Origin of the sequence: Cognatiyoonia sp. IB215182, from assembly GCF_033963905.1 — a bacterium.
Taxonomy (GTDB): Bacteria; Pseudomonadota; Alphaproteobacteria; order Rhodobacterales; family Rhodobacteraceae; genus Yoonia.
Map to the genome: position 1 here is coordinate 63,762 of NZ_JAXBMB010000003.1, position 18,698 is coordinate 82,459.

15 protein-coding genes are annotated in these 18,698 nt (G+C 59.3%); 5 read left to right on the forward strand and 10 right to left on the reverse strand.

The window, feature by feature from the left end:
- The 5 genes from SLH47_RS06470 to SLH47_RS06490 are packed head-to-tail and all read left to right on the forward strand — an operon-like array spanning position 1 to position 5,685.
- Entirely contained in the window at positions 1–336 is a 336-nt protein-coding gene (locus tag SLH47_RS06470) for a hypothetical protein (RefSeq protein WP_320238650.1), read from the forward strand.
- Positions 333–860, forward strand: coding sequence for a hypothetical protein (locus SLH47_RS06475; protein ID WP_320238651.1), 528 nt, complete (start codon positions 333–335; stop codon positions 858–860). The genes SLH47_RS06470 and SLH47_RS06475 overlap by 4 nt, the downstream gene beginning before the upstream one ends.
- Positions 860–1,870 carry a branched-chain amino acid ABC transporter permease gene (locus SLH47_RS06480; protein WP_320238652.1) on the forward strand — a complete coding sequence of 337 codons (1,011 nt, stop codon included), beginning with the start codon at positions 860–862 and terminating at the stop codon, positions 1,868–1,870. Before SLH47_RS06475 ends, SLH47_RS06480 begins: the two co-directional genes overlap by 1 nt.
- A complete protein-coding gene (locus tag SLH47_RS06485) occupies positions 1,867–3,168 on the forward strand; it encodes a branched-chain amino acid ABC transporter permease (RefSeq protein WP_320238653.1) in 1,302 nt (433 codons plus the stop codon). Before SLH47_RS06480 ends, SLH47_RS06485 begins: the two co-directional genes overlap by 4 nt.
- Positions 3,169–3,222: 54 nt before the next feature.
- On the forward strand, positions 3,223–5,685 hold the full coding sequence (locus SLH47_RS06490) for a penicillin acylase family protein (protein ID WP_320238654.1): 2,463 nt from the start codon (positions 3,223–3,225) through the stop codon (positions 5,683–5,685).
- A gap of 30 nt (positions 5,686–5,715) precedes the next feature.
- Here the strand turns inward: SLH47_RS06490 and SLH47_RS06495 are convergent, their stop codons facing one another.
- From SLH47_RS06495 to dusB, 10 genes are all read right to left on the reverse strand, one after another.
- Positions 5,716–6,741, reverse strand: a complete 1,026-nt coding sequence (locus SLH47_RS06495; protein ID WP_320238655.1) for a serine hydrolase domain-containing protein — start codon at positions 6,739–6,741, stop codon at positions 5,716–5,718.
- Between the two features lie 104 nt (positions 6,742–6,845).
- Positions 6,846–8,120, reverse strand: a complete 1,275-nt coding sequence (gene hflX, locus SLH47_RS06500) for a GTPase HflX (protein ID WP_320238656.1) — start codon at positions 8,118–8,120, stop codon at positions 6,846–6,848.
- 2 nt (positions 8,121–8,122) lie between these two features.
- The gene (gene hfq, locus SLH47_RS06505) at positions 8,123–8,356 is read right to left on the reverse strand and encodes an RNA chaperone Hfq (RefSeq protein WP_007204924.1); all 234 of its coding nucleotides are present in this window, start codon (positions 8,354–8,356) and stop codon (positions 8,123–8,125) included.
- Positions 8,357–8,471: 115 nt separating this feature from the next.
- The gene (locus tag SLH47_RS06510) at positions 8,472–9,992 is read right to left on the reverse strand and encodes a TrkH family potassium uptake protein (protein ID WP_320238657.1); all 1,521 of its coding nucleotides are present in this window, start codon (positions 9,990–9,992) and stop codon (positions 8,472–8,474) included.
- The gene (gene trkA, locus SLH47_RS06515) at positions 9,992–11,368 is read right to left on the reverse strand and encodes a Trk system potassium transporter TrkA (protein WP_320238658.1); all 1,377 of its coding nucleotides are present in this window, start codon (positions 11,366–11,368) and stop codon (positions 9,992–9,994) included. The genes SLH47_RS06510 and trkA overlap by 1 nt, the downstream gene beginning before the upstream one ends.
- A complete protein-coding gene (locus tag SLH47_RS06520) occupies positions 11,368–12,768 on the reverse strand; it encodes a sigma-54 dependent transcriptional regulator (RefSeq protein ID WP_320238659.1) in 1,401 nt (466 codons plus the stop codon). Before SLH47_RS06520 ends, trkA begins: the two co-directional genes overlap by 1 nt.
- A gap of 7 nt (positions 12,769–12,775) precedes the next feature.
- Positions 12,776–14,989: a PAS domain-containing sensor histidine kinase gene (locus SLH47_RS06525; RefSeq protein WP_320239083.1), complete on the reverse strand. Its 2,214-nt coding sequence runs from the start codon at positions 14,987–14,989 to the stop codon at positions 12,776–12,778.
- Between the two features lie 134 nt (positions 14,990–15,123).
- Entirely contained in the window at positions 15,124–16,497 is a 1,374-nt protein-coding gene (locus SLH47_RS06530) for a response regulator (RefSeq protein WP_320238660.1), read from the reverse strand.
- Positions 16,497–17,573 (reverse strand): two-component system sensor histidine kinase NtrB, encoded by a 1,077-nt coding sequence (locus tag SLH47_RS06535; protein ID WP_320238661.1) that lies wholly within the window; start codon positions 17,571–17,573, stop codon positions 16,497–16,499. The genes SLH47_RS06530 and SLH47_RS06535 overlap by 1 nt, the downstream gene beginning before the upstream one ends.
- Complete coding sequence (gene dusB, locus SLH47_RS06540) at positions 17,570–18,571, reverse strand: tRNA dihydrouridine synthase DusB (RefSeq protein ID WP_320238662.1); 1,002 nt, start codon at positions 18,569–18,571, stop codon at positions 17,570–17,572. Before dusB ends, SLH47_RS06535 begins: the two co-directional genes overlap by 4 nt.
- Positions 18,572–18,698: the final 127 nt, after the last annotated feature.

Genomic DNA, 18,698 nt, shown 5'->3' on the forward strand with positions numbered 1-18,698 from the left:
ATGGCGATGGTTCTTTTGGCGCTCAGTACGCCCTCAACGGCAGAAACGGTCACCTGCAACCTACAGGGGACGCCCGTTGTCTTTGAAATCGGCCGCACCCAATTCGCCCCGGCACAACACGCTGGAGAACCACCCCGGCGCAAGGTCACCACAGTCCAGATGGGCGACGCCCAATTCCCGGCAGAGCCAATCCTGATGGGCGATGTACGCGGGTTCTGGGGTGAAGGTCTTGGCGGGTCAAACGTGATGTTTGTGGTGCAGCCTGATGGAAATGCTGTGCTCAGCAACACAAACGAAGGAACACGTTTAGAAGGTATTTGTCAGGTGACACGATGAACGTATTTGGCCACCTTGCAAACAGCACACTCATCCGCTTCTTTGTAGTCGTGCCCTTCATCTTTTCTTCATGCGGTCGGACCGAAGACATGCCGACATGGGAACCGGCAACACAAGCTCAGATGGATGCGCATCGCCAATCTGCGAGGTTCCAGAACATCTTGGTGTTATCGTGTGTATTTACGCGCATTCTGGGAGAAGGTGAACCCAACATCCAACTGCCGTTTGAGGTCTGGATCCACAATGAAGCAGGACCGGGTGATGAAGAGTTACTTGCTGAGTGGGGCGGTGGAGATGCCATGGATGACTATACGCGGGCTAGAACCCACTACGGTGAGGTATTTACCAGCGGAAACGGTCCTCCTGGTGCGCCGCCGCGGAGCGTCATTGTCGTCAACAATGATCTGACGGCCACTCTCCGTTACCGCTCGGGCGACTACGATCTGACCGACGGCCGGCTCGTACTTGTTGGAATGACAGACCAGACTTACTCCGGAACCTGCGAATACGGAGCTGCCGCATAATGGACATCCTCAACGCCCTGGTGGCCTTCGCCAATTTCGTCTTCGTCCCGGGCCTTGCCTACGGCGCGCAACTGGCCATTGGCGCGCTTGGCGTCACGCTAATCTACGGCATCCTGCGCTTTTCGAACTTTGCCCATGGCGACACGATGGCTTTTGGCACGGCGATGACAATCATCGTGACAACCGCCCTGACCGGGCTGGGTATCACCTTTGGCCCACTTCCAACCGCCCTGCTCGCCCTGCCCATCGGGATCGGAGCCACCATCCTGTTGCTCTTGGGCACAGACTGGGCGGTCTACAAATTCTACCGCCAGCAAAAAGCCTCGCCCGTCATCCTCGTGATCGTCTCCATGGGCGTGATGTTCGTGATGAACGGGATCGTGCGGTTCATCATCGGCGTGCGTGAGGTGAACTTTGCCGATGGCGAACGGTTCCTGATCACCGCACGCGAATTCCGTACGATGACGGGCCTTGATGAGGGGCTGGCGATCAAGACCACGCAGGTGATCACGGTCGTCGTGGCCTTCGCGGTCATGGCGCTGCTCTTCTGGTTTCTCAACAAGACGCGAACCGGCAAATCGATGCGGGCGTTTTCGGACAACGAGGACCTTGCCCTACTCTCCGGCATCAACCCTGACTGGGTGGTCAAGGTCACCTGGATGATCGTCGCGGCCCTGGCCACCACTGCAGGTGTCCTCTACGGCCTCGACAAATCCTTCCGCGCCTTTACCTATTTCCAGCTGTTGCTGCCCATTTTCGCCGCCGCCATTGTGGGTGGTCTCGGCAACCCGATTGGCGCCATCGCAGGTGGTTTCGTGATCGCCTTCAGCGAAGTCACGATCACCTATGCGTGGAAAAAGGTCTTGACCTACCTGCTGCCAGAGCCGCTGGAGCCGGATAGCCTCGTCCAGCTTCTCTCCACCGATTACAAATTCGCCGTGAGCTTCGCGATCCTTGTGATCGTCCTGCTCTTCAAACCGACGGGCCTGTTCAAGGGGCAATCCGTATGAACCCTGCTGTCAAAAACACATTCCTGTTTTCCCTTGTCGGCGTCCTGCTGGTCGGCACCGGTATCATTCAGGGTTGGAACTCGGCCCTCGTGATCCTGAATATGGGTCTTGTCTCTGCCATCATGGCGCTGGGGGTGAACCTGCAATGGGGTTTTGCCGGGCTCTTTAACATCGGGGTCATGGGCTTTGTGGCGCTGGGAGGCCTCGCTGCTGTTCTGATCTCAACCCCGCCTGTGCCCGAAGCCTGGCAGGCGGGTGGATTGCGGATCATCGCCGGGTTGGTCCTAGGAGCCGCGACCGTTGTTGCCGCTGTCATGGCACAAAAGCGGCTGACCGGGCGCACCAAGACCCTCGCAACTCTGGCCATCCTGATCGGCGGCTTCTTCCTCTATCGTGCGGTCTTCGACCCCGGCAAGGCGGCCGTGGAGGCAGTAAACCCCGCCGTCAGCGGCTATCTGGGCGGGCTGAACCTGCCCATCCTTTTGGCCTGGCCTGCGGGCGGCCTGCTGGCGGCGGGCGCAGCCTGGTTGATCGGGAAAACCGCCCTCGGTCTGCGGTCTGACTATCTGGCCATCGCGACCTTGGGTATCGCCGAGATCATCATTGCCATCATGAAAAACGAGGACTGGCTGGCGCGCGGTGTGAAGAATGTGATCGGCCTCGACCGGCCCGTGCCCTATGAGATCGACTTGCAGAACGACCCCGGCTTCGTCGAGCGGGCCGCGAGCCTCGGCCTCGACCCCGTGACCGCCTCAACGCTTTATACCAAGATCGGATATGCGGTGCTTTTCACCATCGTCCTTCTGATCATCCTCTGGCTTGCGCAAAAGGCGCTGAACAGCCCATGGGGCCGCATGATGCGCGCCATCCGCGACAATGAGGTCGCGGCAGAGGCGATGGGCAAGGATGTGAAAGGTCGTCATCTGCAGATTTTCATCCTCGGCTCAGCCATTTGTGGGATCGCCGGCGCGATGATGACGACGCTTGACGGGCAACTCACGCCGGGCACCTATCAACCCCTGCGCTTCACCTTTCTCATCTGGGTGATGGTGATCGTCGGCGGCTCCGGCAACAATTTCGGCGCGATCCTCGGTGGCATGCTGATCTGGTGGCTTTGGGTGCAAGTTGAGCCATTGGGCCTTGGCCTGATGAGCATCATCAGCAGCGGTCTGGCCGAAGACAGCGCACTCCGCGAACGGCTGATTGACTCGGCGGCACATATGCGGCTGCTGACCATGGGGCTGATCCTGCTCCTTGTGCTGCGCTTCAGCCCGCGTGGTCTGATCCCCGAACGCTGACTTGCCCTGCCCGCCCGCCTTGGTAAAACGAGGCACCCAAGCACAGAGGACCCTATGGCGCGCATCTTTCGCTGGCTTGTGCGGCTGGCAACAGGACTGATCATTCTTGGCGTCGGACTGATCGCGCTCGCCTACTATTTCGCGTCCCGTTCCCTGCCCGAATACAATGCCGAAAGCACAGTGCGCGGGATCTCAGCACCGGTGGAGATTGTGCGCGACAACGCGAATGTGCCGCACATCTTTGGCACGTCTGACAATGACGTCTATTTCGCGCTCGGCTATGCGCATGCCCAGGATCGGCTCTGGCAGATGACGATGCTGCGGCGCACCGCGCAGGGGCGGCTCTCCGAACTCTTTGGCGAGCGTACTCTCGGCATCGACGAGGTCCTGCGCCGTTTCGATATCTACACGCTCGCCGTCTCGTCCGTGAACGCGCAGGACGACAGCACCAAGGCTGCTCTGAACGCTTATTCCGCCGGGGTGAACGCCTGGCTTGCAGAGGTCAATGCTGGCGCGCGCGGACGCGGCGCGCCGGAGATGTGGCTTTTCAATCATCCAATCTCTCCCTGGCAACCAGCGGATTCCATCGCAATCCAGAAGCTCATGGCGTTGCAGCTTTCCTCGCATCTGGAAAGTGAAGTCCTGCGTGCCCGCACGTCGCTGATCATCGACAATGAACGGCTGCGGGACATTCTGCCCGATGATCCGTCTGACGGTGTGGCGGCCCTGCCGGAATATGCCACCCTCGTGCCGGGTGTGCCCAATTACACTGCCAATATGCGGCAAGCGGAGGACCCTCTCGCGCCGTTCAACCGTCCACCACTTGCAGGCGCGTCGAATGCATGGGCTGCGGATCCAAGCCGGTCTGCCAGCGGTTCGACCCTGTTGGCCAGTGACCCGCATCTGGGTCTCACAGCGCCCTCGATCTGGTATCTGGCGAGGCTTGAGCTTTCCACCGGCGGTATCATCGGCGGAACGATCCCCGGCATGCCGCTGGTCCTTGCCGGGCGCAGCGATGCGTTGGGTTGGGGCATTACCTCCGCTTATGTCGACGATCAGGATATCGTGCTGGAAGAGGTGAACCCCAACAACCCGAACGAATATCGCGGCCTTGACGGGTGGAACACGTTCCGCAGCCGCGACTCTGTCATCAATGTCAAAGACGCGCCCGCGGTGACACTGCGGCTGCGCTGGACAGTGAACGGCCCAGTCATGCCAGGCGATCAGTTCAACCTTGGCACAATCACGCCTCCGGGCCATGTGACGGCCATTGCCTGGAGCGCTTTGTCCGACCGCGACACGTCGATGTCCGCCGGCATGGCACTGATGCGCGCACGCAATGTGGATGATGCGATTGATGCGGCAGAGACCTACATCGCGCCCGCACAAAACCTGACACTCGCTGATCGCAACCGCATCGCGATGAAGACCATCGGCGCCCTGCCCGCCCGCGATCCAGGCCATCAAAGCCAAGGCCGCTTCCCGGCCTTCGGCTATCTGGCCCAGAACCGCTGGCAAGGCCGCTTTCCCTATGGCGACAATCCCGAGTTTGCGAACCCTGAGGGCGGCATTATCGGCAACACTAACAACAAGACAATTGATCGGCCCTTCCCTCAACATGTCTCATTTCTGTGGGGCGACACGCAGCGCATCAACCGCTGGCGGCGCTTGATGCAGGCGCGCGAAGTGCATACCCGTGACAGCTTCATTGAAGCGCAGTTGGACACGGTCAGTTTCACCGCCCGGACATTGTCGACGCTCATGGGGGCCGATCTGTGGTTCACGGGTGATGCCGCGCCCGAAGGCACGCCCGAACGCCAGCGCCAGATCGCGCTGAACCTGCTGTCCTCCTGGAACGGAGAGATGAACGAACATCTGCCGGAACCATTGATCTACGCCGCCTGGGTGCGCGCCTTTCAGGAGCGCCTGATCCGCGACGAACTGGGGCCATTGGCTGCCGAATTCACCCATCCCAACCCCGTTTTCATCGAACGGGTTTTCCGCGACCTGGATGGCGCCGGCATCTGGTGCGACGTGATCCAGTCCGCCCCGGTTGAGACCTGCACCGACATCGCTCGCCAGGCGCTTGATGATGCGCTTCTCTGGATCAACGAAAACCATGGTGGCGCGGTCGAGGCCGTTCGCTGGGGCGATGCCCACGAGGCGACCCATGATCACCCCGTCCTGGGCCAAACCCCGATCCTCGAATGGGTCGTGAATATCCGCCAATCGACCAGCGGTGGCGATAACACGCTACAACGCGGCCGTACTTCTGGCACCGGGCCAAACCCGTTCCAGAACGTTCACGCCGCAGGCTATCGCGGCGTCTATGATTTCGCCGATCCGGACAGCTCCGTCTTCATCATCTCCACGGGTCAATCCGGTCACCCCCTTTCGCGCCACTACGACAATCTGGGCGAGCTCTGGCGGCGGGGGGAGTACATCCCTATGTCACTTGATCCGGATCTCGCAAGGGCGGCGGCAGTCGGTGTCACCGTCTTGCGGCCCGGAAACTAGGCCACGTACAAACTGCTGATCGGAAACGTCCTAGAAAGAGGTTGCGGCCAAAATGCTTTCCATGGCGTCGAATGCGGCTGAACCCGTGCCGGCAGTGAAATAGGTTTGGCCGGTGTCAGCGAGGTGCCGCCATTCTGCTGAAAAGATGTCGTTTCCGCCGTCATGCCAGAACATGACACTTCCATTCTCAAGTTTTTCGACAACAAGGCCGTAACCGGAAAACAGCATTCCATCGCCTTCATCGACATGTGGCGCCATGGCAGCCGCAACATAATGCTCACTCACGATATCCGCGTTCAGGAATGCCGCCCAGAAGGACAGGAACCCCTCTGCCGTCGTGACAAGCCCGCCATTGCCAATCAGGTTCCATCCCGGCGCGGGCCCGCCCCAACTTGCCTCTGCCACATGGCGCCTTTTGAACCCCGTCAGCCAAGTTCTGTGACTGGTGATCGCGCGGTCCTCATCATAGGCGCGGCCATAACCAATCGGTGTCGAGCCTTCGGGGATGACATTCTCGATCAGGTAATCCTCATATGTCATCCCGCTTCGTATCTCGATCACCGCGGCGAGAAGCGAATATCCGGCATTTGAATAGGCGTAAGTCGCGCCCGGGGTGTTATCCAGAGGTGTCGCAAGGACCCGTTCCAGAAACGCGGCACGCGTCAGCGGTTCGTTGTCATCGCCCGTTGACTCCACAATCCCAGATGTGTGCGTGAGCAGCTGATGCAGCGTTATGTTCGCCTTATCATCGGGCACATCAGGTAACAGCGCCGCCAAGGTGCTTTGCACCGAAAGACCCGGCTCCTCGATCAGGTGCAGCGTTGCGATGGCCGTGACGGTTTTGGCGATGGAGCCCAGATCAACGATTTCATCAGCGTCATGCGCCTTGATATCAACACCGCTCTCGACGGTCACCGCGCCGGCGCCGTCTTGCGCTGCCACGATAACCGGATGATGGGCACGCATCACGGTTTCCAAAGCTTCGTGCGCAGGTGTGTCGGCCAAGGCCGGAGTGGCAAGCGCGGCGAGTGCGGCGCCAAGTAGCGGGGCTTTCATGACGATGATCCTTCTACGTTTCCTGCAGTCTTGCGCGTCGAGATGTCAAATCAAACAAAAAGGTGGTGAGAAACATGCTTGACAGCAAACGATTGCTCAATCGGCTAAAGCCGCCCAAACCGCTCTTTCTGTAGTTCCGTCCAAAACACCGTCATCTGGTAGCCATTATCGATTTGCTGGTCATCCGTCACGATCCCGGCCTCAAAAAGCCACGCGCGTTTGCGGCCCTCGGCAAATCCCAAGGTCAGGGTCTCAGAAGTGCGGGGATCCTTCAGCTTTTCCGGAATCGCGGCGAGAAGCGTCGCCATCCCCTCACCGGTCACTGCAGACATCGCGAAAAGGTCATCCGTCCGCTCGGCTTGGGTCAATGCGGCTTCGCGCGCATCGCCCTCCAACAGATCGATCTTGTTCCAGACCTCGATAATCGGCGCCTCTTCAGCGACGCCGAGGCTTTGCAGGATCGCATGCACATCCGCCGCCTGCTCTTCGGTCTGCGGATGGCTGATGTCGCGGACATGCAGGATCAGGTCGGCGTCCAGCACCTCTTCTAATGTCGCACGGAAAGCTGCCACGAGTTCGGTGGGCAGCGCGCTGATAAAACCCACTGTGTCGGACATGATGACCTCGTCGCCCGTCGGCAAAACGATCTTGCGCATCGTGGGATCAAGCGTCGCGAAAAGCATGTCTTTGGCCAGCACCTCGGCCCCGGTCAGGCGGTTGAACAAGGTGGATTTGCCCGCATTGGTGTAGCCGACGAGTGCGACAATCGGGAAAGGCACTTTCGCGCGCGAGGCACGGTGGAGTTCGCGCGTTTTGACGACCTTGGCGAGTTGCTTGCGCAGGCGGTTGAGCTGTTCGTCAATGGCGCGCCTGTCCGCCTCGATCTGCGTTTCACCGGGACCACCAACAAAACCCAATCCGCCGCGCTGGCGTTCAAGGTGGGTCCAGGCGCGGACCAGCCGCGTCCGCTGATAGGACAGTGCCGCCATCTCGACCTGCAGCACCCCTTCTGAGGTGCGCGCGCGGTCGCTGAAAATCTCCAGGATCAGCCCCGTCCGATCGAGCAGCTTGACACCCCAGGCCTTTTCCAGATTGCGCTGCTGCACCGGCGTAACGGGGCCATCAATCAGGACAAGTTCAACCTCTGCCGACTTCAAGACGGCCTTCAGCTCATCAATCTTGCCCTTGCCGAATAGCATCCCCGGCTGGACCTGAGACAGGCGCACGATATCCGAACCAATGACCTCTAGATCAGGCAAGGCGGCGGCCAACGCCACCGCTTCGGCCAAGGCCGGCTCCGCCTTGCGTCGTCCACTTGCGTTTTTCAGATCAGGATGCAGCACCCAAGCCCGCGTGACCGGGCGCGCATGTTCAAGCAAGGTTACTCTTCACCTTCGTAAAGGCTGATCGGCTGGGCGGGCATTATCGTTGAAATCGCGCTTTTATAGACAAGCTGCGACTGTCCATCCCGGCGCAGCAGTACACAAAAACTGTCAAACCATGTGATCACACCCTGCAGTTTGACGCCATTGACCAAGAAAATCGTTACCGGAACTTTTGTCTTCCGGACATGATTCAAAAACGCGTCTTGCAGATTCGCTTTGTCGGCGGCCATTACGACACCCTTTTATTGTTTTTACGGCCGCGCACCGGCCCCCCTGGTTGAATGGTCAGTATGTCGCGTGCTTTTGAGAGTTTCTAGCCCAAAAAAGCTAAACCTTTGTCGGGGCTTATCTCTGCCAGATTTCCGGGTTGAAAAGCGCGATGATTGCAAGTGTCTCCAACCGGCCAAGCACCATCGCAGCCGCCAAAATCGCCTTCGCCGGGTCGGGAATACCCGAATAGGCAATGGGCGTTTCCGCAGCCACTGTGGCCAGAGGCCCGGTTGTAGAAAGTGCAGAGACCGCCAGCACCATGGAGGTTTCGAACTGCACACCAGTGAGGGACAGCATCAGCATGACAGCCGCAATGCTGAGCGCGAACAGCATGAAGAAGACCCACGAGATAAAGGCCCCCTGTTTGCGCACGCGCCGTGCCTCGCGCCCGCCGCCGCCGATGGAGGACGGGTGCAAAAGCCGCTCCTGCTCGCGCTCGCCATGGCGGTAAAGCGCGTAAATCCGCAAGAGCTTTACACCGCCCGCCGTCGTTGCAACGCCGCCGCCAATCAGCGCCATGCCAATCAAGAACAGCCCCGGAGTCTCTAGGCCGGACCAGACGGTCGCGCCGTCCCAAAAATGCGACTCAAAGCCGGTTGTCGTCAGAAAAGACGTCACCGTAAACAGCGCTCCCCAGAGCGCCGCACCAACCTCCTGCAATTGTGCAGGACCGTCCCGGTCAGCGGCGCCGATATAATGGCGCAGGAACAAAAGCAGCGTCACAGTCCCGATCAAGACAAGTGCCGTGATGAATTCCGGATCCCGGCGCAATCCCTTGCCCCCCTCGCCGATCATGCCTTTGCTGAATGTCAGTCGCGACAAAGCAAAGACGAAGAAAAGGAAGATCAGAAGCTCGCCCCAAAACCGCGACGCAGCAAAGTAAAGCCCGCCAATCGGGGAAATGCCGGAGGTCGATAAGGTGGACATGGCATGGATCAGGGCAATGTACGGGAATTCCCCCATCACCACCAATCCAATCCACAATACGAGGGTCAGGCCCGCATAGATCGGTGTCAGCGTCAGCGTATAGCGCAAGAGCCGCTCGGACGGGTCTGCAATCCGGTCAATTTGGGTATAGCTGCGGGCGGCACCCTGTCCCGCACTTGCCGTCGCACGCACCTCAAAACCGCCGAGGTTCATCGGAGCAAAGATCGAAACAGCCGTGACCCAAATCAGCAAACCACCCAACCAGCCCACAAGGCCGCGCCAGAGATGCAGCGATGGCGTCAGCCGCCCCGCTGTGTCATAGACTGTGGCCCCGGTGGTGGTGAAGCATGACACCATCTCAAACCAGGCATTGATGAACGTTGTGTTGCCCACGGCGACATAGAACGGGATCGCAAACATCACCGGCAGGACCGAGAAAGCCGACAAGAGCCCAACTAATTGGCTCCGCGCCACATTGGCGGGCGAGTAGCCCGATGTGGCCAGCGCGATTAGCACGGTTAGGATGGAAAACAGGATGAAGCCGTAGAAGAACACCCGCATCGTGGTGAAGTCTTCCATCACCGCCGCATGGCCCGCCGGCACGATCATCGCGATGGCGCCGATGCCCATCAAGACAACGAAAAATGGCAGGCGGACGATCCGGTTCATCAGAAGAAGTCGATCGACACCTGCAACAGGCGCTCCACTTCGGGTACGTCTTCGGTCATGGCGAAAATGGTGATCACATCGCTTTCTTCAATGCGCGTCTCGCTGGTCGGCCTGATCACCTTGCCCTGCTTCATCACCGCCCCGATCAATGTGCCTTCCGGAAAGTCGACCTCTTTGATCTTTTGCCCCGCAATCGGAGAGGTGCCGAGTACCTGCGCCTCAATCACCTCGGCCTCCGCATCACCAATCGAATAGACACCACGCACACGCCCATGCCGGATATGGCGGAGGATGGAACTCACAGTCGTTGCGCGCGGGTTGATGTAGGCGTCGATATCAAGCGGCGACATGAGCGGCACCAAAGTTGGGTCATTGATCAGCGTAATCGCCATCGGACAGCCCATTTCCTTTGACCGGACAGAAGCGAGCAAATTGGTCTTGTCATCATCGGTCACGGCCAGAACGGCGTCAGCGGTCGCAATATTCGCTTCTTCCAAGAGGCCGCTATCCAACCCATCGCCATTCAGCACAATGGTCCGGTCCAGCGCATCGGCGGCGCGTTCGGCGCAAAAGCGGTTGCGTTCGATCATCTTCACGCGCACGCGTTCGGTCCGGGTCTCAAGCGCCTGTGCCACGGCCAGACCGACATTGCCACCCCCAATGATCACGATACGCTCTTGTTTTGATTGGGTTTTTCCAAAAATCTCAAGCGTGCGGGTCATATCGTCGGTATGGGTAAAGACGTAGCATTCATCGCCCGCAAAGATCTGGTCTCCAGATGAAGGAACGAACAAGACGCCTTCGCGCCGGATGCCGACAACGACCGCCCGCAAGGTTGAGAAAAGATCGGTTAGCTGCCGCAAGGGAGTGTTGATGACCGGGCAATCCTCATCAATCGTGATGCCTAAAAGCTGCGCCTTGCCCTCAAGAAAGCTTTCGGTGTCAAACGCGGCAGGTGCGGCGAGCCTTTGCAGGGCGGCGTCCGCGACCTCTTTTTCGGGCGAGATCACCACATCAATCGGCAGATGATCGCGGCGGTAAAGGTCGGAATAAATCGCATCCAGATAGCTTTGCGCACGCAGCCGCGCGATCTTGCGCTGCACGGCAAAAACCGAATGGGCGACCTGACAGGTCACCATGTTCACTTCATCGGAATGAGTGGCGGCAATCACCATGTCCGCATCTCGCGCTCCGGCCCGGTCGAGGATATCGGGATAACTCGCAAAGCCCGCAATCCCCTGCACATCCAGCGTATCGGTCGCGCGGCGCACCAGTTCAGGGTTGTTGTCAACCACCGTCACATCGTTATTTTCGCCCGACAAATGGCGCGCGATCTGCCAGCCGACCTGGCCCGCACCGCAAATGATGACCTTCATCAGGCTTCGCCTTCGACATAGGCCACACGGCCACCGGCCTTATTTGTCGTGACAACACCCAACGATTTCAGTTTGCGATGCAGAGCCGAGCGTTCCATGCCCACGAAAGACGCCGTCCGGCTGATGTTGCCGCCAAAGCGGTTGATCTGCGTGAGCAGATATTCACGCTCAAAAAGCTCGCGCGCCTCGCGCAAGGGCAACGTGGCCAGCCCGCCACCCAGCACAATCCGGCCTTCCTCGGCACCAGCCTCTTCCGTTGCGGGCAACTCCTTGGCCTGGATGTCGCCCGTGTTTTCGCCAAGGATCAGAACGCGTTCGATGACGTTCTTCAACTGACGTACATTGCCGGGCCAGAGCATCGTTTGCAGTAGCGCGCGGGCATCATCTGCCAGATCGCGCATGGGCAAACCCTGGGCCTTGTTGAAAACTTCAATAAAGTGTTCGGCCAGCACGGGGATATCTTCGCGCCGTTCTTCGAGCGACGGCACCGCAATCGGCACAACGTTCAGGCGGTGATAGAGTTCTTCCCTGAAGGTCCCCGCCTCAATCGCCAAGGGCAGATCCCGGTTCGTGCTGGAGATTACGCGCAGATCAACCTGCACCTTGTCTGTGCCGCCCACACGCTGAAAGCGCTGTTCCACGAGGACACGCAGGATTTTTGATTGCGTGCCCAAGGGCATGTCGGCCACTTCATCGAAGTAAATGACCCCGCCATTCGCCTCTTCCAGCAAGCCGGGTTCGATCCCGCGCCCGCTATCTTCGCGGCCAAACAGCACCTCTTCCATCCGCTCCGGCTCAATCGAGGCAGAATTGACTGTGATGAAAGGGGCAGAAGAGCGATTGGAGTTGGCGTGGATGTAGCGTGCTGCAATCTCCTTGCCCGCGCCCGCCGGTCCGGTCAGCATCACCCGTCCATTCGACTTCGTGACCTTGTCAAGCTGCGACTTCAGCGTACGGAACGCCGCACTTTCGCCCAGCATCTCGGCACTGGCCACCTCACCACGCTTGAGCTCCAGGTTCTCGCGGCGCAGGCGCGACGTCTCCATCGCACGGCGGATCACAACCAGCAACTGATCTATATTGAACGGTTTTTCGATGAAATCATACGCCCCCTGCTTGATCGCGGCGACGGCGATTTCGATGTTCCCGTGGCCGGAGATTATCACAATTGGGATATCCGGATGATCGCGCTTCACGGCCTTGAGGATGTCGATCCCGTCCATATTGCTGTCTTTCAGCCAGATATCGAGGATCATGAGCGCGGGTGGCTCTGCTGCAATCTCGGCCATGCAGGCGTCAGACGTACCTGCAAGACGGGTCGTAAACCCTTCATCCTGCAGGATTTCCGAAATTAGCTCACGGATATCGCGTTCATCATCTGTGATCAGAATATCGCCCATATCGTCCTCATTGTGCTGGTATTTTTGTGGCCGCCGACAAAGCGGGAAGTTGGATGATGGCACAGGCGCCTGCGTGATCCTGGCCTTCGAAAACTTCGGCATCAGTCAGGGTCAGCACCCCGCCATGCTCTTCAATGATCTTCTTCACAATCGGCAGGCCAAGCCCCGTGCCGCTGTCGCGCGTCGTCACATAAGGCTCAAAGAGCCGGGCACGGTCTTCCGGCAATCCGATCCCGTTGTCCGCGATCTTGATCGTCACCGCATTTGGTGCATGAGCAAGCGACACACGTACCTCTGGCTGATAGTCGCCAGGCTGGTGTTTTTCGATATATGTTTCCGTGGCTTCGCCCGCATTCTTGATAAGATTGGTCAGCGCCTGGCTGATCATTGTCGAATCCATCTCGGCCAGAACCGCAGCTTTGGGCAGGTCCGCCACAATCTGCACATCCGGCTGCCCGGCCTTTTGCAGAGTGATCGCGTCCTGAACCAGTTTGGTCATATCGGCCACATTCAATTGCGGCTCTGGCATGCGCGCGAATTTTGAGAATTCATCGACGATCCGCCGCAAATCATTGGTTTGGCGGACAATCACATCGGTCATCTGATCAAGCTTGCCCGCCTCATCGCCCACCTGCACGCTGAACTTGCGCTTGATCCGCTCCGCTGACAATTGAATCGGCGTCAGCGGGTTCTTGATCTCATGCGCGATGCGGCGGGCCACATCTCCCCAGGCCGCCATGCGCTGCGCGCTCACCAGATCGGTGACATCGTCAAAGGCCACAACATAACCCTCTAGCGCGCCATCGGCATTCCGGCGCGGCGACATGCGCACCAGCAGACTTTCCTGTTGGCCCTTGCGGATCAGGTTGACCTGCTCTTGCACGCCATCGCCGCCTGAGCCACGCACCTGGTCAAAGAGCGCCGCAAATTCGGGGATCGCTACCGATAGCGCGCTATCTGCCTGGTCCTGTTTCACGGATAGCAACCTGCGGGCTGATGGGTTCACAAATGTGACGCGCCCATCCGCATCGAGGCCCACGACCCCAGATGTCACCGAACTCAAAACGGAATCGAAAAGGCGACGGCGCCTTTCTGTCATCCGGTTGGTTTCCAACAACTGATCGCGCTGCCCTTTTAGGCGGCTGGTCATCTGGTTGAAGTAATGACCCAACTGAGAGATTTCGTCGTCACCCTCATCCTCGATCACCCGCACATCCAGATCGCCGGATCCCACACGCTGGGAAGCGGAGACAAGCCGCCCGACCGGGCGCGACAAACGCTCTGCAAACCACAAGCCGCCCCAGATCGCCCCGAGGATCAGGATGGCAGCGAAGCCCAGATAAAGCAGGCCAAACTGAAACAGGATCTGCCCACGTTCATTCGCCAGCTCCTCGTATTGAGCAACGGTTTCGGTTGTATCGTCGAGCAAAGACAGCACATTCCCATCCACAGGGCGCGTGACGTAAAGATACCTGTCCCGAAATGCCAAAAGCGGCAGCAACGCGCGAAATTCGTTATTCTCGAAATCCTCGATAATCACGATCCCGATTTCACGCGCCTCTTCGAAAGCACCATCAGGTGGGCGTTCATAGTCGAAATCATAACCCAGACCGCGTGCGGCAATATTGCCTTCCCCATCCAGCACAAAAGCCTCGCTTAGCCCGCGTTCGATCTGTGTCTGGATACTACCCAGAAGGCGACGTACCTCGCCATTGTCCATGAACAGATTGGCCTGCCGTTCGCGGTTGAGGTATAGGGCAAGACCGCGGCTATCTCGGGTCAGTTCCTGTTTGTGCTCTTCTTCATAAGCCTGCGCGGTGGTCAATGAGGTGCGCAATACGTTCCCAACGGGTTCCGAAAACATACCATCGAGCGCCACCGAGATCAGCAGAACCGAAAAGACCGCCACCAACACCGTCGGGATCAAAGCCGCAAGCGCAAAGACACCCGTAAGCCGCAAATGCAGGCGGGACCCGGCCGATTTCGCCCTGCGTGCCGCCACCATACGGGCCACCTGCCGCATCAAAAGCGCCAGCACGATCAGCACATAAATAAGGTCGGTCAACAGCACCAATTGCAGCAAGGACGAGGAGGCGCCCCGGTCCATCGGCACAACGACAATATAGGTCAGCACAGCAAGAAGCGGCGCAGCCAGCACAAGGCCTGACGTCAGCGCGCTTTGCACATGGCGCTGTCTTTGCCACCGGCTGAGCCGGTTCATGTTGAGGCCCAGAAGGGTCCGCTGCACGCGTCAAGCCCCGCAACAAGCGTGGGGTGATGTGCCCCACGGATACCGCAATCTTTTGTGGTCAAAACGACACGATGACGCATCGAAGCCACGGTTCTGTTGCGGGTTTACATCAATTTGCGGCGGCGTGTCACGCGGATATCGAGATCGGTGATTTTCTTACGCAGCGTATTCCGGTTGATCCCCAGAAGGTCGGCGCATTTGGCCTGATTGCCGCCCGTGGCGTCGAGCGCGATCTCGATCAGCGGCCCCTCGACCTCTTTCAAGATCCGGTTGTAGAGGCCCGGCGGCGGCAACACCCCGCCATGTAGATCAAAGTAACGCCGCAAGTGTTTGGCAACGCTTGCAGAAAGCTTTTCCCCTTCACCGCCAGAGCGCAGGGGTTCAATCGCGGGTTGGTTACCCAACACCATCTCGACCTCAGCGCGGGTGATCTCTTCCTCGGCGGCTGTGAACACAAGCCTGCGGACCGCGTTCTCCAACTGGCGGACATTCCCGGGCCAGCTATAGGCCCGCACCAGATCAAGCGCGGCATCGCCAAAACGGCGCGCGGGGGCACCGTCACGCTCCGCCCGCGCAAGGAAGTGCTCGGCCAAAAGCGGGATGTCATCCACGCGTTCGCGCAAGGATGGCACATCCACAGTCACGCCGCCCAGACGATAGAACAGATCCTCGCGAAACTTCCCCTCTTCCATCCGCGCCATCAGATCCGACTGCGACGTGGCCATGATGCGCGGGGCATTGTCACCCAGACTGTCGAGCATGCGCACGATACGCGCCTGCGCCTCGTCCGATAAATCGCTGACCTCATCAAACAGGATCGATCCGCCCTTGGCCCGGCTCAGCACGGTTGATGGGCCATCCATCCCTTCGAGATCAGCGGCGGAGACGACAACGAAAGGCAGGCTGCGCCGGTCGGAGAAATCATGCACCGCGCGGGCGATCAGCGATTTGCCCGTGCCGCTTTCGCCCGTGATCAACACGGGTAGCTGCGTGTTCATCACCCGCGCCACAAGGCGGTAGAGTGCCTGCATCACGCCCGTGCGTCCGACCAACGGCAAGTCGCCCCCCTGCTCGGTTGAGGCGACGTCCGGTGCGCGGGTGATCGGCGCACGGCGCTTGACTTCTAACGCGCGGGCAGCGCGCTTCATCAGGTCGGGTAAGTCGAACGGTTTGGGCAGATAATCGTAGGCATCCGCCTCGGCCGCCTGAATGGCTGTCATGATCGTGTTCTGGGCAGAGATGACGATGACAGGCAGGCCGGGTCGTGCTTCAGAGATTTGCGGCAGCTGCTCCAGACCATTGCCGTCAGGCATCATGACGTCCGAGATCACGAGGTCGCCTTTGCCCTCATCGACCCAGCGCATCAGCGTCACCAGCGATGAGGTCGCATGCACCTTGCACCCCGCCCGCGTCAGCGCCTGTGTCAGCACCGTCCGAATTGTCCGGTCGTCATCAGCAACAAGAACGGTTCCGTCCATTACGTCTCTCCTGTTTCAGATTCTTTTGGGGCCAACGGCAGGGAAATGCGGAAGACCGTGCGACCCGGCACGGACTCCACTGATATCCACCCGCCCGCATCGCCGATCAGCTTTGAGACAAGCGCAAGGCCCAGCCCCGTGCCGTTCTCGCGGCCTGACACGAAGGGCTCAAACACGTCATCGGCGATCTCTGGCGGCAGGCCTGGCCCATCATCTATGATCTCGATCTGGAGCGGCAGTCGCGCCTGTGTGCCATCCGACCGGCGCACCCGCAGCGAAGTTTCATAGAATGTATGCAGGCGGATCGATCCGCCTTCCTTGTTCGCTTCGGAGGCATTCTTGAGCAGGTTCAAGAACACCTGCAGAAGCTGATCAGCATCTGCCAGCGTCTGCGGCAAGGACGGATCGTAATCCTCGATAAAGAGCATATGCGCGCCGAAACCCACGGCAGCAGATTGCCGCGCGCGGTCGAGTACATCGTGGATATTCACCGGTTTCAGCACGGGCGGGCGCAGATTACCAAACTGCTCCACCTGTTCGAGCAGTTTCACAATGCGGCGGCTTTCTTCGACAATCAAGTCGGTCATTTCCCGATCATCCTGATTGAGCCCCATCGACAAAAGCTGCGCGGCACCGGTGATCCCCGCCAGCGGGTTCTTGATTTCATGGGCCAGCATCTCGGCCATGCCGATGGCCGACTTCGCGGCCTTCTCGGACGAATGGTTCTGATTGATCCGGCTCGCAATCTCACGCGGGCTGATCATGACGATCATCGTGTCATCCCCGCCTTGCAGCGGGGCGAATTGCAGGTTGCAAAGTCGTGGTGCCCGTTCGCCGCTGCCCACATCCACGTCATTGACAAAAAGCGATGTCCGGTTCTTGCGCGCACGGGCAAACGGCGCCTCAAGCGGGGCATCGATCATCACCGTATCCCACAATTTCTGGCGCATCAGCGCCTTCGTGGACATGTTCAGAAACGATTCCGCCGCCGGATTGGACGAGACAATCAGATCATCGTCATCCAGCAAAAGCGCAGGCACCGGCAGCGAATTCCAGAGCGCGGTATCGACAATCATGCGGCCACCCGCTGACCCAACGCGTCGGGCAGATCGCGCAAAACATCGCGTGCTGCACGATGCGTCAGGATCGCCTTGCGCAAGGCCGGTGGCGTGCCTGCGTCATCCATGTACCAGCCCAGATGCTTGCGCGCGACCTTGAGCCCCAGATCATGGCTGTAGAAGGTCAGCATGGCCTCATAATGCCCCGCAACCATATCGATCAAGGCACCGCCCTGAGGGATCTTTGGCTTGGGCGAACCATGAAGCGCCGCTCCGACTTCGGCCAAGACCCAAGGACGTCCCTGTGCACCCCTGCCGATCATCACACCATCCGCGCCTGAACGATTGAGAGCTACGCGTGCTGTCGTCGCATCCACAATATCCCCATTCGCAATGACGGGGATCGACACGGAATCCTTGATCTCGCGGATCGCATCCCAATCGGCGGACCCTTTGTAGAACTGACACCGCGTGCGCCCGTGGATCGTGACCAATCTGATGCCCGCATCCTCGGCCCGCCGCGCGATATCGGCCGCGTTCAGGCAATCGTCGTCCCAGCCAAGCCGGGTCTTAAGAGTCACCGGCACATCAACTGCATTCACTACGGCCTCAATCAGGCGCAGCGCGTGATCGGGCGTGCGCATCAACGCGGACCCGGAATAGCCGTTTGTGACCTTCTTGGCGGGGCAGCCCATGTTGATATCAATCATCGCCGCGCCATTATCCACGATCATCCGCGCCGCTTCGGCCATCCAATGCGCCTCGCGGCCCGCGATCTGCACAGCGGTCCCTGCCTGATCAAAACCTAACTCGGCCCGCTCCCGCACGCCGGGTTTTGCCTGCACCATTTCCTGGCTCGCGACCATCTCGCTCACCACCCAGCCAGCGCTGAACGAACTGACCAGCTGGCGAAACGGCAAATCGGTAATGCCCGCCAGCGGGGCAAGGGCCACCGGCGGTTGCAGCGCAACGTTTCCAACGTTCAGGGTACTCGATGTTGCCAACAGAACAGTCATTCGCTCAAAGGGTGTGCGTTAGTGTTGAAATAGGGCGATAATTGCAGCCTCACAATATGCACCGAAATGAATCCTCCCCAAAAATGATCACCTGCCCAAAAATTAATCAAACAAGCACAAAAACAGA